The 14,694-nt window shown below is 38.5% G+C and carries 16 protein-coding genes; 3 read left to right on the top strand and 13 right to left on the bottom strand.

Going from position 1 to position 14,694, the window contains the following annotated elements:
* Positions 1-6: 6 nt before the first annotated feature.
* The 3 genes from IGL23_RS02320 to IGL23_RS02310 form a co-directional block, all read right to left on the bottom strand.
* Positions 7-477 carry a C-GCAxxG-C-C family protein gene (locus tag IGL23_RS02320; RefSeq protein ID WP_002384891.1) on the bottom strand — a complete coding sequence of 157 codons (471 nt, stop codon included), beginning with the start codon at positions 475-477 and terminating at the stop codon, positions 7-9.
* 52 nt (positions 478-529) lie between these two features.
* Positions 530-1,258: a YebC/PmpR family DNA-binding transcriptional regulator gene (locus tag IGL23_RS02315; protein ID WP_002361233.1), complete on the bottom strand. Its 729-nt coding sequence runs from the start codon at positions 1,256-1,258 to the stop codon at positions 530-532.
* A 130-nt stretch (positions 1,259-1,388) separates the two neighbouring features.
* On the bottom strand, positions 1,389-1,898 hold the full coding sequence (locus IGL23_RS02310; RefSeq protein WP_002366143.1) for a VanZ family protein: 510 nt from the start codon (positions 1,896-1,898) through the stop codon (positions 1,389-1,391).
* Between the two features lie 127 nt (positions 1,899-2,025).
* Between IGL23_RS02310 and IGL23_RS02305 the strand changes: the two genes are divergently transcribed.
* Positions 2,026-3,852 (top strand): M3 family oligoendopeptidase, encoded by a 1,827-nt coding sequence (locus IGL23_RS02305; protein ID WP_002399760.1) that lies wholly within the window; start codon positions 2,026-2,028, stop codon positions 3,850-3,852.
* 24 nt (positions 3,853-3,876) lie between these two features.
* Here the strand turns inward: IGL23_RS02305 and IGL23_RS02300 are convergent, their stop codons facing one another.
* From IGL23_RS02300 to IGL23_RS02265, 8 genes are all read right to left on the bottom strand, one after another.
* The gene (locus tag IGL23_RS02300) at positions 3,877-5,217 is read right to left on the bottom strand and encodes an MATE family efflux transporter (RefSeq protein WP_002366141.1); all 1,341 of its coding nucleotides are present in this window, start codon (positions 5,215-5,217) and stop codon (positions 3,877-3,879) included.
* A gap of 174 nt (positions 5,218-5,391) precedes the next feature.
* Positions 5,392-6,042, bottom strand: coding sequence for a uracil-DNA glycosylase (locus IGL23_RS02295; protein WP_002355481.1), 651 nt, complete (start codon positions 6,040-6,042; stop codon positions 5,392-5,394).
* Positions 6,043-6,129: 87 nt separating this feature from the next.
* A complete protein-coding gene (locus IGL23_RS02290; RefSeq protein ID WP_033594552.1) occupies positions 6,130-7,530 on the bottom strand; it encodes a M24 family metallopeptidase in 1,401 nt (466 codons plus the stop codon).
* A gap of 12 nt (positions 7,531-7,542) precedes the next feature.
* Positions 7,543-8,304 (bottom strand): DeoR/GlpR family DNA-binding transcription regulator, encoded by a 762-nt coding sequence (locus tag IGL23_RS02285; RefSeq protein ID WP_010825014.1) that lies wholly within the window; start codon positions 8,302-8,304, stop codon positions 7,543-7,545.
* Between the two features lie 129 nt (positions 8,305-8,433).
* Complete coding sequence (locus tag IGL23_RS02280; protein WP_033594550.1) at positions 8,434-9,279, bottom strand: VOC family protein; 846 nt, start codon at positions 9,277-9,279, stop codon at positions 8,434-8,436.
* Between the two features lie 42 nt (positions 9,280-9,321).
* Entirely contained in the window at positions 9,322-9,918 is a 597-nt protein-coding gene (locus IGL23_RS02275; protein WP_002355475.1) for a nitroreductase family protein, read from the bottom strand.
* Positions 9,919-10,088: 170 nt separating this feature from the next.
* Positions 10,089-11,024 (bottom strand): LacI family DNA-binding transcriptional regulator, encoded by a 936-nt coding sequence (locus tag IGL23_RS02270; protein WP_002366137.1) that lies wholly within the window; start codon positions 11,022-11,024, stop codon positions 10,089-10,091.
* A gap of 4 nt (positions 11,025-11,028) precedes the next feature.
* Positions 11,029-11,313, bottom strand: a complete 285-nt coding sequence (locus IGL23_RS02265) for a hypothetical protein (protein WP_002366136.1) — start codon at positions 11,311-11,313, stop codon at positions 11,029-11,031.
* 115 nt (positions 11,314-11,428) lie between these two features.
* Between IGL23_RS02265 and IGL23_RS02260 the strand changes: the two genes are divergently transcribed.
* Both IGL23_RS02260 and IGL23_RS02255 read left to right on the top strand, forming a co-directional pair.
* Entirely contained in the window at positions 11,429-11,764 is a 336-nt protein-coding gene (locus tag IGL23_RS02260; RefSeq protein ID WP_033594548.1) for a hypothetical protein, read from the top strand.
* A 182-nt stretch (positions 11,765-11,946) separates the two neighbouring features.
* The gene (locus IGL23_RS02255) at positions 11,947-12,801 is read left to right on the top strand and encodes a M48 family metallopeptidase (RefSeq protein ID WP_002403082.1); all 855 of its coding nucleotides are present in this window, start codon (positions 11,947-11,949) and stop codon (positions 12,799-12,801) included.
* Between the two features lie 70 nt (positions 12,802-12,871).
* Here the strand turns inward: IGL23_RS02255 and IGL23_RS02250 are convergent, their stop codons facing one another.
* Together IGL23_RS02250 and IGL23_RS02245 are read right to left on the bottom strand one after the other, a co-directional pair.
* The gene (locus tag IGL23_RS02250) at positions 12,872-13,885 is read right to left on the bottom strand and encodes a lipoate--protein ligase (RefSeq protein ID WP_033594546.1); all 1,014 of its coding nucleotides are present in this window, start codon (positions 13,883-13,885) and stop codon (positions 12,872-12,874) included.
* A gap of 186 nt (positions 13,886-14,071) precedes the next feature.
* Positions 14,072-14,689, bottom strand: coding sequence for a nitroreductase family protein (locus tag IGL23_RS02245; protein WP_033594544.1), 618 nt, complete (start codon positions 14,687-14,689; stop codon positions 14,072-14,074).
* Positions 14,690-14,694 lie beyond the last annotated feature (5 nt).

The raw sequence follows: 14,694 nt of genomic DNA, 5'->3' as shown, positions 1-14,694 counted from the left end.
TTTTTACTAGACTAATTCGTAAGCAAGTTCTCGTGCAATAATTTTTGCGGTTGTTTCAGCGATTTCTCCAGTAAAGCCAATGCATTGTTCCATATGCTCAGGTGAACCCATCGTCATTTTACTTGTCAAAATACTGCAGCAAACCACTCGATGCTTTTGTCGAAAACTTTGATGCAATTCGTTGGCTAAAGCCATCGTTTTATTTACTTGTTCTCCTTTGGCTTCTGTCCGACCAAAAAAGTAGCCCAGACACATAACCCCGCCTGAAAGAGCACCACAAATACACTTCGCTCCTCCAACACCTACAGGAAACCCAGAAGCCATGGCCACAGCTTCAATGGGAATCTCCGCATCGAAGTGTTGCCGAATGGTCGCCACAATCGCTTCCGAGCAATAAAAATCACCGTTACGATAATAGGCTTCCGCTTCTTCCCTGATTGCTTGTAAACAAATTCTCTTTTTCAAAATGCCCTCCATTCTGTATCCGCTTTCATTTTATGAATAAAAGGATGCCAAGCATCCCTTTATTTTATAGATTTTCTGCAGAGGTAAATACTTCTGACACATCATCATCGTCTTCTAACTTGTCAACCAAGCGCTCTAATTGCGCTTTTTGTTCATCGTTCAAGGTTAGTAAGGTTTGCGGAACCATTGTTAATTCAGCTTGTGCTAATGAATAACCTGCTTGTTCTAAAGCATCGCGAACCGCTGTAAAATCTTCTGGTGCTGTGTAAATTTCAAATACTTCTGGTGATGTTTCTAAATCCTCGCCGCCTGCTTCCAAAACGACTTCTAGCATGTCGTCTTCCTCAATTGCATGATCTTCTCGCTTAATGACAATATAGCCTTTACGATCAAACATATAATTCACCGAACCCGTTTCACCTAAAGAGCCACCATTTCGAGTAAACGCGACGCGAACATTGGTGGCCGTTCGGTTGCGGTTATCTGTTAGTGCATGAACTAAAACTGCCACGCCACCTGGCCCGTATCCTTCATAAGTTACCTCGTCATAATGTTCCCCTTCCCCAGCACTACTGGCTTTTTTTATGGCGCGCGCAATATTATCATTGGGCATATTGGCTGACTTAGCTTTATCGACTGCTAAACGTAAAGCAGGATTCATTGCGGGGTCAGGGCCACCTGCTTTTGCCGCCATATAGATTTCCCTTGAAACTTTTTGGAAAATTTTCCCACGTTTGGCATCTTGCGCATTTTTACGCCCTTGAATGTTGCTCCATTTGCTGTGTCCTGACATCCTTGATTCCTCCTGACTTTTCGTTACTATTCTCCTTTATTCTACTCTTCTTTTCAGTTAGGAACAAGCGCTACCAAAAAAAGACCCTCGCTTATCCACCTTTCTGACGAATAAACGAAGCTCTTCTAAATTAGCGTCTTCTTTTTTTATTTTTCTTCAAACCATGAACCACCAAACAAATAACGATGGCTGTCAAAGCACCCATGGCATCCAACATAACATCTTGAAAAAGAGGGGTCCTTCCGCCCGTGATCATTTGATGAAATTCATCTAAACCTGCATAGCCAGTAGCAGCTAGCCAGGAAACAACAGCTGTTAAAAACAGACCTTTGATTCTTGGCACTAATCCAATAAACCAACTACCACCTAATAGAAAATACGTACCAAAATGGGCTCCCTTACGAATAAAAAATTCAACAAATTTACTATAACCACTAGCTTGAATGCTCACTTCACTGCCAGCATATTGAAAAGAAATATTTTTTAATTGTTCTTCAAAAGGATGACTGCTCAGAAGTTTATCTAAAAGACCAACTTGTGATTGCTGTTCATACGTCTGTGATGAACTGAAAAATAAAATGGCCATAATAACAAACGCAATGACTAAATATAAATTACTATCTTTCAAATAATTTTTCATATAATCCTCTTTTCTTGGTTTCAAGTTGCCCCGTGCCTGCCACGGAAAATTCTTTTTTATTATAGTCGGTTTCGAGGGAAAAAGAAACAACTTCTCTTAGGTCTTATGATATACTGAAAAGAAAAAAATGAAAGAAGGATTGGATATGACCTATTCTATTACATGGGATTTAGACAGTATTTTCCCCAATGGGAGCGAGTCCAAAGAACTTAGCCAACGAATGACTCAATTAACCGAACAAACGAAAGAGTACCATCAATTAATCACAGAATGGACACCAGAAAGTGCCCAAGGCAAAGAACAATTTGCTGAAATCTTAACGTTACAAGGGAAAATCTCAAATGGCTTTTCACAATGTAATAGTTTTTTAACTGCTTTAATTTCTGCTAATACTAATGATACCAAGGCCAAAATTTTATCAGGCGATTTATACAATCTGTTGCCAGCGATTCAATTAGCTGAAACCATTTTTACTAAAAAAATCACCGAGATTTCAGCAGAACATTGGCAAGCCCTGTTAGCCGAAGAACCGTTTAAAACAATGGCTTTTCGCTTAAATGAATTACGCCGTGATGGAAAAAAACTGCTTTCCGAACAAGAAGAAAATATCATCAATACGCTTTCTCTAGATGGTTTAAATGCTTGGAGTACACATTACGATACGATTGTTGCTTCCATTGTGATTCCTTTTGAAGAAAAAGATGGCTCTGTGACAGAACTATCTGCAGGCCAAGCCTTTAACCGCATGATGGGAGATCCTGACAAAGAGGTTCGTCAACGTTTGTTTACAGCCTGGGAGAAAGCTTGGAGTGGCAAAGCTTCAATTTTAGCAGACACCCTAAATCACTTAGATGGGTTCCGTTTATCTGATTACAAATTGCATGGCACTACAGATTATTTAGAAAATCCCTTAAACTATAATCGAATGAGTCAAGAAACATTAACGGTTATGTGGGAAACCATCCAAAAAAATAAACAACCATTCGTCGACTTTCTAACGCGCAAAGCGCAATTATTCGGCAAAGAAAAAATGGATTGGCAAGACCAAGATGCACCAATTATTTTAGGTGATTTAGAAGAAAAAACGTATTCCTTTGATCAAGCCGCTGCCTTTATTTTAGAAAATTTCCGTAAATTCAGTCCGAAAATGGCTGATTTTGCCCAGATGGCTTTTGAAAAAAGTTGGATTGAAGCTGAAGATCGTCCAGGCAAACGTCCTGGGGGTTATTGTACAGAATTACCTGAAACACAAGAGTCACGGATTTTCATGACCTTTGGCAATTCAATCAACGAAGTAGCTACTTTAGCCCATGAATTAGGTCACGCTTTCCATAGTAGCGTGATGTGGGATTTACCTTCATTGAATCGAGAGTATGCCATGAACGTAGCAGAAACGGCTAGTACCTTTGCAGAATTGATTGTTGCTGACGCCACCTTAAAAGAGGCCAAATCAGACGTTGAAAAGATTAACCTTTTAGACACAAAAATGCAAAATGCCATTGCCATGTTTATGAACATTCATGCGCGTTTTATCTTTGAAAATAATTTTTATCAAGCGCGCCAAAAAGGTTTAGTAGCGGAAGAAGATATTACTGAATTAATGTTAGCGGCGCAAAAAGAAAGCTACAAAGATAGTCTTGGCAGTTATCATCCTCATTTCTGGGCGAGCAAATTGCACTTCTTTATTGATGATGTGCCTTTCTATAATTTCCCATATACTTTTGGCTATCTATTCAGCATGGGTATCTATGCGTATGCTAATCAACAAGGCAGCTCTTTTGAAGACCAATACATTGCGTTATTAAGAGACACTGCTTCGATGACAAGCGAAGAATTAGCGAAAAAACATTTAAATGTTGACTTAACAAAACCTGATTTCTGGCAAGCCGGCATTGATCAAGTCCTAAAAGATGTGGAACAATTCATGACTTTAACTGAAAACTATGTAAACTAAGCAAAAAAGAAGCAGTAACCAACATCAGGTTACTGCTTCTCTTTTTTTCAAATAGTTTCGATATGCAAGGTAGCCCACAAGCATTAGTCCAAACGTAACAAATTCAACTACGGGCATGGCTAGCCAAACACCGGTTAATCCTAGTAATTTCACCAAAATAAATAAAACTGGCACAATTAAAAAGAATCCACGCAAAGAGGAAATCATTAGCGCCATTTTCGGTTTACGAACTGCCGAAAAGTAATAAATCCCCATAAAATTCAATCCTGTAAACAAGAAGGAAATCGCATATAAGCGGATGGCTGTCCTAGCAATTTGCGCCAACTGGTCGTTCCCTTCGCTATTAAAGACCTCAATAATTTGTCCCGTAAACACTTGGCTGATTAAAAAGAACAGGAAGCCGGCGACCAAGTACGTAATAAAGCTAAGTTTAACAAATTTACGCAACACCTTCGTTTCCCCTAAACCATAATATCTGCTGAGTAATGGTTGCGCCCCTTGCCCAATCCCTGTAAAAATGGCAATCACAATAATATTGAGGTTGGCAACAATCGCATAAGCTGAAATCGCCACATGACCAACTAAGTTTAACAAAACAATATTAAATAAAAACATGACAAAGGCCGAAGAAAATTCATTTAAAAAGGAAGAAAAACCAATCGACATAATTTCTCGAACATCCTGAAATTTCACTTTAAACTTTTCAAAACGTAAAACTCGTTGCGGCGACCACTTATGCAACGTAATCAGTATTAAGCTTGTTAAAGGTGACATCACCGTTGCAATGGCCGCACCTGCCATGCCCCACCCAAATTGATAAATAAAGACATAGTCCAAAATAATATTGACAATTCCCCCACTGACAAAAGCAATCGTTGCCAAACGAGGATTATGGTCATTTCTTAAAAAAGTAATCAGGCAATTGTTTAAAATAAATAATAATGAACAGCTAAGGTAAATCATATAATATTCCTTTGCCAAACCAAACAAGACACCGGTCCCCTGAAGTCCCCGAATAATTTGATCGGAAAAAATCAAGCTCACTAAAGTAAAGAGACTCCCTATAACGAAAACTAACCCAATCGTTAAACTAAAATACTGATTGGCTTTTTTGATTTCTTTTTGCGCAACCGTGGTCGAAAACAACGTAGCGCCGCCAACCCCAAACATCCAACCTAATCCATTAATAATATTAACGAGTGGTAAGACAATGTTAAGCCCCGCCAACGCCTCGGTGCCGATCCCATTTGCAATGAAAAATGTGTCCGCCAAAATAAAAATTGATTGCGCCGCCATACTTAAAATTCCTAACAGAACATTTTTATAAAACAACGCAGTAAAATGGTTTTGCTGTGTTTGCTCCATACCCAAATCTCCTTCTAACAAAAAAAGGACTCATTCTTTTTGCTTCAAGGCTTACGCAAAAATCAGAATCCTTCAATTATTCAACCCAGCGATTAAATAATCTGTCTATTTATTGATACTTCTAGGGTAGCATTCTCTCTTCGAAAAAACAACCATCCTTTTATTTTTCTCATTTTAAACTTTCTTAAGCAGTTGCAGTTGTTTTTGAACCACTTGCCAATCTTCTTTCACGACTTCTTTTAAACGATAATTATAAAAGACAGCCGCTGGATGGAAGAGTGGAATGATTTGATAGGTTTTCTGCGTCCAATGATAGTTTTGTGATTGCTCATCAAATGTTTGAATGGGCGACTGAATGACCGTTCCGTGCACTGCAGTGATTGTTGGCTTTGGTCCTAAAAGTCGTTGCAACCCAATATTCCCCAGTGTCAAAATTAGTTCAGGTTGGCAAACAGCGATTTCCCAATCAAGCAAAGGCGCAAAAATTTTGATTTCTTCTTTGGTTGGCGTTCGATTAGGAAATTTGGTTACTCTTTCTCCCGTTTTTGCAATCTGCTTCGTTTTTACAGAAAAAGGCCGACTCCTAACCGCACTGGTGATATACACCGTTTCACGACTTAAGCCAACTTGTTGTAATTGTTCCATCAACAATTGACCTGAACGCCCTATAAATGGTACGTTTTCTTTAATTTCTTCTTTTCCAGGTGCTTCCCCAATCAGCATCACTTTTGGCTGTTGCGGGCCTTGCCCTTCCACAAAACCTTCTAATGGTAAGTCTTTCGCTTTAGCTAAAACTGCTTTTTTCAGATGTTCAGGATAGTGCATTTACCATCACGCCTCTCTTCTGGTGTTCTTCCTTCGCTATATTGATTATAAATAGGACCCAAAAGAAACTCAAAAAAAGGGACCTACTCATTTAGGAGCTGGTTTTTCTACACACAAAGCTTTGTCTTTAGCTAGATAAAAAGGCCGTAAGTAACCAACTAAATTAGACATTGGTAAAACCTCCGATGGTAAATCGATCTTTAATGTCTCCTTTAAATAGGCTTTGCGTGTCGCAATCCGTTGCCACATGTCTGGATAAGTTTGCTGAATCTCTTTTTGCAGTGTTTCATCAGCCAAAGCCACACATTCTTCTGCACTCACCCCTGTATAACCAGGTACAGAAGGAATAATATCCACTTGAAAGAGCATGCCACTTTCCAAGCGAATGGCTGAATCTGGATAAATAGGCGACGACATCCATTCATCATCCGAAACTAAATGCCCAGGATTCAAATGCCAGTGATAGATTTCTTTTGGTAACTGTTCTTCAATCGCTTGGTACATTTCTCGCCCTAACAGTCCGATTCGAATGGTTTCAAGCCAGTGAACGACAGCTTGAAAATAGGGTTTTGCTACGCGCTCTAAATAATCACGTTGCGCTTCTGGCAATTGCTGCTCGTTTTCAATAACAAAACCTGTTCGGCTAGACAAGCCGCCTTTGTAGCCTGTAGTTAATGATAAGGCATCACCTAACTGAATTTCTTTGGCAGTCGGATACATGTTTGCATATTCAAAACGTTGACCAGTTGCCGCAATGGTTACTACCGTCGGCGTTTGACCTTCATCATTTAACAAAGCCCCAATGTCCGTTTCACGCTGTCCTATTTCAATTGCATTTAAGGCCTTTAACATACTGCGAGAAGCCAAATTCGCCCCATATTCATAGTGCGCCAATTCGTTGGCATTATTTGTTGTGCGGGCCCCCTTTGCTCCAATCAATAAGTGGGTCCCATTTAGTAAACGAGCTTCTTTCGGCAGCGCTTTTTTCAGTGCTTCGACAATAAAATGTGGCACATCAAACATAGTAGCAGGTTCTTGCTGTTGTGTTGTAAACATTTTCCAACCAACGATACCTATTTTTTGAGCAGTTTCATCGAGAAGCGTTTCAAAAATCTGCGACAACTTTTGTTCCCCAGCCATTGGTTGATTAGGTAGTGAAAAAGCTGGATAATGAATTAAATCAGCTGAGATGCGTGCATGTTGGCACAGTTTTAAATTTTCATTGCCTAAAATAAGTGTCGCCATACCATCCTTATTTAACACAAGAAGTCCTTCTTCAAACCTTGGAATAAAGCCAGTTAAGTATTCAAAATTACTGCCATGCTCTTTGTCTGCATAGAAGACCAATTGATCGAATTTTTCTGTTTCCATTCGTTGTAATACTTTCTGCTTACGCGCCATCATCGTTTCATTCGTCAAATACGTTGGAAAAACATTCTCAAAAACAGTAGGTTCAGCAATATGTGTATAATTAATTTTTCGCTTCATTATTATCCTCCATTATTCATCTGCGACAATCAACGTTACGCCTGCTTGCGCTAACTGCTCACAGAATTTTTCATCAGGTCGTGCATCTGTCACTAAACAATCAATTTCTGTTAATTCGCAAATTTTAAATAAACCCGTTTTGTTTAATTTCGTTTGGTCTGCTAAGGCAATGACTTGTTTGCCTTGTTGAATCATTCGCCGTTTGACTTGACCTTCTTCTTCTGTGTGAATAAATAATCCTTGTTCAGATAACGCAAACACACCTAATAATGTATAGTCGGGGGCAAATTCCCCAACCTTAGCGACTGTTTCTGCCCCAAACAAAAAGAGTTGTTGTTTATGCAGTTGCCCAGGTAATACTGTAATTTTTGTCTGATCCATTTGCGCTAGAAGTAGCGCATGACTGAGAGAGTTCGTGATCGCGTGAATCGGACTATTTTCCATCGCTCGAATAGCTGCTTCCACCGTGGTTGATGAATCAAAAAAAATGGACGCTTGTTTGGGAATATTTGCCCAAACTTTTTGGGCAATCGCTTGTTTTTTCTCTGGATGCTTCACTATTCGTTGAGCATAATCGTAAATAGTTGCTTCAGACTGCACTGAGATAGCGCCACCGTGCGTTCTCTTTAAATGTCCTTCCTTTTCTAAACGAATTAAATCTCGCCGAATAGTATCTTTTGAAACGGAGACTTGCTCCGCTAACGCTTCCATGGAAATACTTTTTTGTTCATTCACTATTTTTTGAATCTTGGCTAAACGTTCTTCAATCAACATGCTTCCTCACCTCTTCTAAGTAAAGATAGCACCTTTTGCATAATTTTGCAAATAAATGCAAAACAATGCAAAAAAAGACAAAAAAACTAGTCCTTCATTTTCTAACGAAGGGCTAGTTTGAGAGTGGTTTTAATAGGTAAATTGAATAATCATGCCGCTAGGATCTTCTAACGCAAGTAAATGATCTTTGGCAATAAAATGTAACTTTGCTTCTTCCGCATTGGCTTGGACTATCTCTAAATCTGCCGCAGTTGGTAAACGGAAGGTGTAATTTTCTAAGCCAAATTGATTTTCTTGCATCGTTGGCAGCTGTTTGCCGCTCCATGTATTTGTCCCAATATGATGATGGTACTGACCCGCTGCAAAAAACTTCGCTTGTTGACCAAAGTTAGACTTTAAGCCAAACCCTAAGTTTTTATAGAACGTTTCAGTGGTATCTAAATCGGCCACTTTCAAATGAATGTGCCCAATTTTAGAACCTTCGGAAATTCCTAGCCAGTGACCGTCAGCTTCTGCAGCTAAACTATCACCGTCTAATTCTTCTGTCACACCGATAATTTCACCATTTGGACGAATATCCCAGACTTCTTCTGGTTTATCCCAATAAATTTCGATGCCATTATTTTCTGGATCACTTAAGTAAAGGGCTTCACTATAGCCATGATCTGCTGCGCCAATTTGTACATTTTCCTGCAAAAGCCACAGCAACATATTGCCTAAATCTTTGCGGGTTGGTAGCAGGAAAGCAATATGGTACAAGCCAGTGGTACCCTGATTTTCTTCCCCAGCTGTTAGTTCTTTTAAGACAAGAATTGCATCGTTGGTGCCTTGTGGCGCTAGCCAAGCACGTCCCTCTCCTTGTTTTAAAAGTTTTAAGCCAATTGTTTTCGTATAAAAGTTTACCATTTTATCTAAATCAGCCACTTTCAAAGTGACTTGTTGAATCCCAATATTACTTGGTAATGCTTGAACCATTTGCTTTCACTCCTCTCCTCTTCATTTTACTAAAGCAATGATTTAGTTGAATTCTTTAAAACGAGCACTATCTTCCATGTATTCTTTTTCGCCAGCTGGCGCTTCAATGGAACCAATGACCATTTGTGCACGTAAATTCCAGTTTGCAGGAATTGACCATTCTGCAGCAACCGCTTCGTCAATGACTGGGTTGTAGTGTTGTAAGTTTGCGCCAATATTTTCTTGCGCTAAGGCAGTCCAAACGTTCGCTTGTGTTAAACCAGTTGCTTGTTCAGACCAAACAGGAAAGTTATCCGCATATAATGGGAAGCTATCTTGTAAGTTTTTCACGATATCTGTATCTTCAAAGAATAAAATTGTGCCCGCACCAGCTGCAAAACCTTGTAATTTAGCTTGTGTGTTTGGAAATGCTTCTGCTGGAGTTAATGGTTTTAAGGCATCTTCAGTCATTGCCCATAATTTTTTGTGAGCATCGCCGAATAAGAACACAACACGTTGTGTTTGAGAGTTAAAAGCTGTTGGACTTTCTCTAACAACTTCTTTTACTAAAGCAGTTACTTCTTCTTTTGAAATTGGTAAATTTTCTCCTAAAGCATAGATTGAACGACGGTTTTTCATCATTTCAGTAAATTTTGACATAACATGTTCATCCTTTCGAATTTCCTCAGTAAATTCATTTAATTTTGTTTACATGCTTACTATACTACCTTACTAAAAGTAAGCAAAGTTTTTTGCCTTACTTTTTGTAAGTTTTTTTATTTTTTAGTGAAAAACCTTATTCTACCAAAGAAAAAACAACCAGCTTTTTTCTAAGAAAAAGAAAAATCTGGTTGTCGATTAATAAATGTAGAAGTCAATTGAATCGTTTTCGGCCGTTTTTCTTGAAATAAATGTGTGGCTTTTTCCCCTAATTCCATTAATGGATGACAGATTGTTGAAAAATTTAAAATTTCACTTAATAAAGTTTGTTCCTGTCCCACTAAAAAGAGTGGTCTTTCAATAACGGCTTGAATCCCTGCGGCAATTTCATCACCGTTGGTCACAACCGCCTGGAGCGTTGAATCTTGCCCACAGTGTCGTCCTACTTCACACCCATCTTCATAGGTTAAACAGTCCTTAAATAACCGATTTTCAGGAATCGCTCCATAAATTTCCTGATATGCGTCAACTAAATAGCGTGCGCTTGTACTTTTTTCTGGTGCACGGTTAATCGTAATTGCCACTTCACTACATCCTTGTTGTTTCAACGCTTGGAAAACCCGCCGATAAACGGTTAAACGATCGATATAGATACTAGCATAACTAGGGTCTTCTATTTTTTCACAAAAAACAACTTGCTCTTTATACGGAGCAAACACACTTAAAGGATTTGCCTTTGACAAAACAATCATGCCATCAAACGCACCCGTGGCCATTTTTTCCAAGTAACTTTTTTCAACTTCTTTATCATAATCCGTTGGTAATAAACTAACCATCATCCCTTGCTGAAATGCTTGGTGGATAATCCCACTTAAAATAGCATCAAAATAAGGTTGATTCGTATAAGGAACCATGACACCTAATGTATTACTTTTCCCAAAGCTAAGATTTCTCGCTAATATATTGGGCTTATAGCCCAACTCATCGATAATTGCTTGGATTTTCAGTCGTTTTTCTTCAGAAACATACGGATGATGATTAATCACACGCGAAACAGTCGTAACTGAAGATCCTGAAAGGCGCGCAATTTCTCGAATTGTTGTCATACTTTCACCTCATTACTTTACAAAATTGAGTTAAATAAGGCACAATCCCTGTCCCGTAATCAACAAAACGATAAAAGGTCTCCTGCCAAGCAAAAGAAATTTCCTGAATATCCTCCTGCTGTGTCAAGTGCCACTCCGTTATCTGATGGTACGGAATTTCTTGATGCCAAATCTTATAGTATTTTTTGGGACTATTTAACTGCAGACTTTTGGCCGTCGTAGTCACCGAGACAAAATAGTAATCCATACCAAGTCTATCGCTTATCTCCACTATAACATTCATTTTCATGCCCTCCAATATTTTGATACACCTAGATTACCTTATGAAACGCGTACCAGAGCAAGAGGAAAAATAAAAAAAAGTGAGACCATGTTATACTAGATGTATCATATAAAAGCAAAGGATGAGTGCAATGGAAACTGTTACAGTAGCAACAAAAAGCGACTTACTAACGAATTTGAACAAGCAAACGGATGAAATCATTATCTTGGGGGCACTTGCACAAGAAATTTACCACTTAAAAAAACAACAATTAACCGAAACGGAAGAAATGGGCTTTTTAGTGGGCAGCCAAGGTGCTGGCTCATTTTTAACCTATTTAATCGAGAAGTTATCCTATATAAATTCGGCGCTATCGCCAGAAGAACAAAAAATTGAACATGCAATTTTGCGTTTGTATGTTATTAAAAAATTAACTCCAGAAACTACTTTATTACGTCTAAAACAGTTAGATTATTAAAATTTTATTTAATCAAGGTAGACCAATTCCCTGCGTACAACGAGTCCCTTTCATTAATCACTTGATATAATTACCTTTATTCAAGTTCCCACCATTGTCATTATCGATTAACCAATGGTATATTAGAAGTAACAGATAAGTCATTTTATTTGAAAAAGTGTTTGGGAAATGTTTGGGGAGGAATGTTTATGTGTCAACCGCAGGAAAAAAAGAAAGAAATTTCTGTTGCTAAGTTACGTTATCGTTTTGAATTACCAATGATTATCATTGGTTTTGTTTTATTGTTTTTCGCATTGGGGTTAGTCGCTTTATTGATATTGAGTGATTTGCCGATTCCTGACTGGTTATTAATTGTCTTAATTGCACCAATTGCGCCAGTCATTGCTTTTTTTACCATTCGTTATATGTACATGGATACTGCTTCTAACGGAGTGGAAATTACAGAAAATCAGTTACCAGAAATTTATTCCTTGTATATTGATTTGGCAAAAGAAATGGGCTTTGGCACTAAAAAATTAAGGATGCCACGTCTTTATTTAATCAACGGGAATGGTGTCTTAAACGCTTTTGCGGCAAAATGCTCTTTACACAGACGCTATGTTGTCATTCACAGTGATTTGTTGGACATCGCGTACAATACAGGCGATTTTTCGCTGATTCGCTTTATTTTGGCACACGAGCTAGGACACCATAAATGTGGGCACACTAATTTATGGCGGCTAATGTTATCCATTATTTTAAAACCAGTTGCGTTAGATAAAAGTTTTACAAGAACGCAAGAATATACCGCTGATCGCGCAGGTTTATACTACGCAGAAGAAGGTGCTTTAAGCATGATTTATTTATTTTCAGGAAAATACATGGGCAGTCGTGTGGATTTAGAAGAATACTTTCACAGTATTGATTTACATGATGATACCATCTGGCTTAAGTTGAGTAACTTCTTATCCGATCATCCTGTTGGCTTCCGTCGAATGCAAACATTGAAAAAAGCCAAAGATACTGGCAATTGGGACGTTCATGGGAAATTTTTCTAGCAAGAGCCAACCATCATTAAATAAACGTGCTGGGACAAAAGATTCTTTAACTTTTGTCCCAGCACGTTTATTAATCCACCAATAAATGAACAAATTCTTCTTTGGTGATATTTACAAAGTAGTCTTCAAAGTTAAACGCTGCTAATGCTTGCCAAATTGATGAATACTGATAGTCCACACCTAATAAAGCTGCAACGATTTCCGCTGTTTCTTTTTTGGCAAAGTAATCACCATAAATCGTTAACTCAATTATTTTACCTTTTTCAACAGTCAAACGTGCATCCACAATGCCGCCTTTAAACTTTTCTTCTTTTTTGATCGTAAATTTAGGCGCTTCACCAAAAATCCAAGCTTCATTGCCATACACTTCAGCGACCAATTTCCTAATTTCCTGTTGATCTGCTTTAGTTAGGACATATTCTTTCTCCGCAATTTCAGTTAGAGATTCGACATCAAAGAGCTCCATCAGTAAACGATTGCGAAATTCCTCAATGGTTAATTGTTGATATTTTTCGTCTAAGTACGGCCGTAAATTGGTTACGCGTCCCCGAACAGATTTTGTCCCTTTTGATTCAATTTTTTTCTTAGAAACAGTTAAGACACGTTGAACTTCTGCCAAATCAACATCATACATCAAGGTACCATGAGTATACATCTTCCCCTTTTTTGTATACATGGCATTGCCAGAAAATTTTTTCCCATCAATTAATAAATCATTGCGACCGCTAATCTCGGCCCCCGTTGCGCCCATTTTACGTAATGCTTCAATAATTGGTTTAGTGAACGCTTTAAAATCCCCAAAAGCTTGATGTCCTTCCTGAACAACAAAACTAAAGCTGACATTCCCGAGATCATCATAAACAGCACCCCCACCCGATAAACGGCGAGTAATAACGATTCCCTTCTCTCTAGCATAAGCTAAGTCAATTTCTTCATAAGCATTTTGATTTCGGCCTAAAATAACACAGGGTTCCTGAATATAGAACAACACTAAGGGCTCTTCAAAAGAGAGAGTGTTTAATAGATAATCTTCCGTTGCTAAATTTTCACGAATATCTCGTGACTGCATTATGACATAACGCATAAGGTCGCCCCACTTCTTTTTCTTCTAGTGTATCACTTTCTTTCAAAATTGGTTCACTAAACGTCTTCTCTGGCCATTCTCAAAAGCGGATGATCAACAAAAAAAGAACGTGGGACAACAATCACTTTGGATGTTTGTTCCACGCTCAAAATCTAATAAACAGCAATTGCAGAACTGTTTAGCTTTTTAATCTAACCAAGTTACTACTTCTGAAACATCTCGTCGGACTGTTTCAAAGCCGGGTGTTTGAGCTTTGCCAATCGGAATAATCAGTCCGTTCACTAAATGATCCTCAATATTAAATAACTTGCGAACCGCTTCTGTTTCAAAACCAGACATCGCCACAGTATCATAGCCTCGATCTTTTGCAGAAAGCATCAGCTGCATTGCAACTAAGCCTTGGTCTAACATTAGCCACTCTCTTTTTTGTTCTTCGCTAACATCATAGTACCAAGAAACATTTTCATTAATTCCTTGACGAATTTCTTCCGTCATCGTTCCTTGTGCGACAGCTTTAGCACTGACTTCATCTGCATTGGCCACTGTATAAGCAGTCAAATCACCTAATAAAATAATCACCGCCGCTGCCCCTTTAACTGCTGGTTGTTGCATCGAAACTTCGTAAAGGGCCTCTTTTTGTTCTTTTTCTGTGACAATTAAAAAACGCCATGAATTTAAATTGGTACTATTTGGCGCGAACATCGCTTCCTCAATTATGGCCATTAATTCCTCTTTAGGAATCTCAACATCTGGCATAAAATCCCGAACTGAGCGGCGGCTGCGAACAACATCTTGATACATCATATTTC

It is taken from the genome of Enterococcus sp. MSG3299 (assembly GCF_050555765.1).
GTDB lineage: Bacteria > Bacillota > Bacilli > Lactobacillales > Enterococcaceae > Enterococcus > Enterococcus faecalis.
Note: the sequence above shows the minus strand (reverse complement) of the source record. Positions and strands in the feature narration are given on the sequence as shown.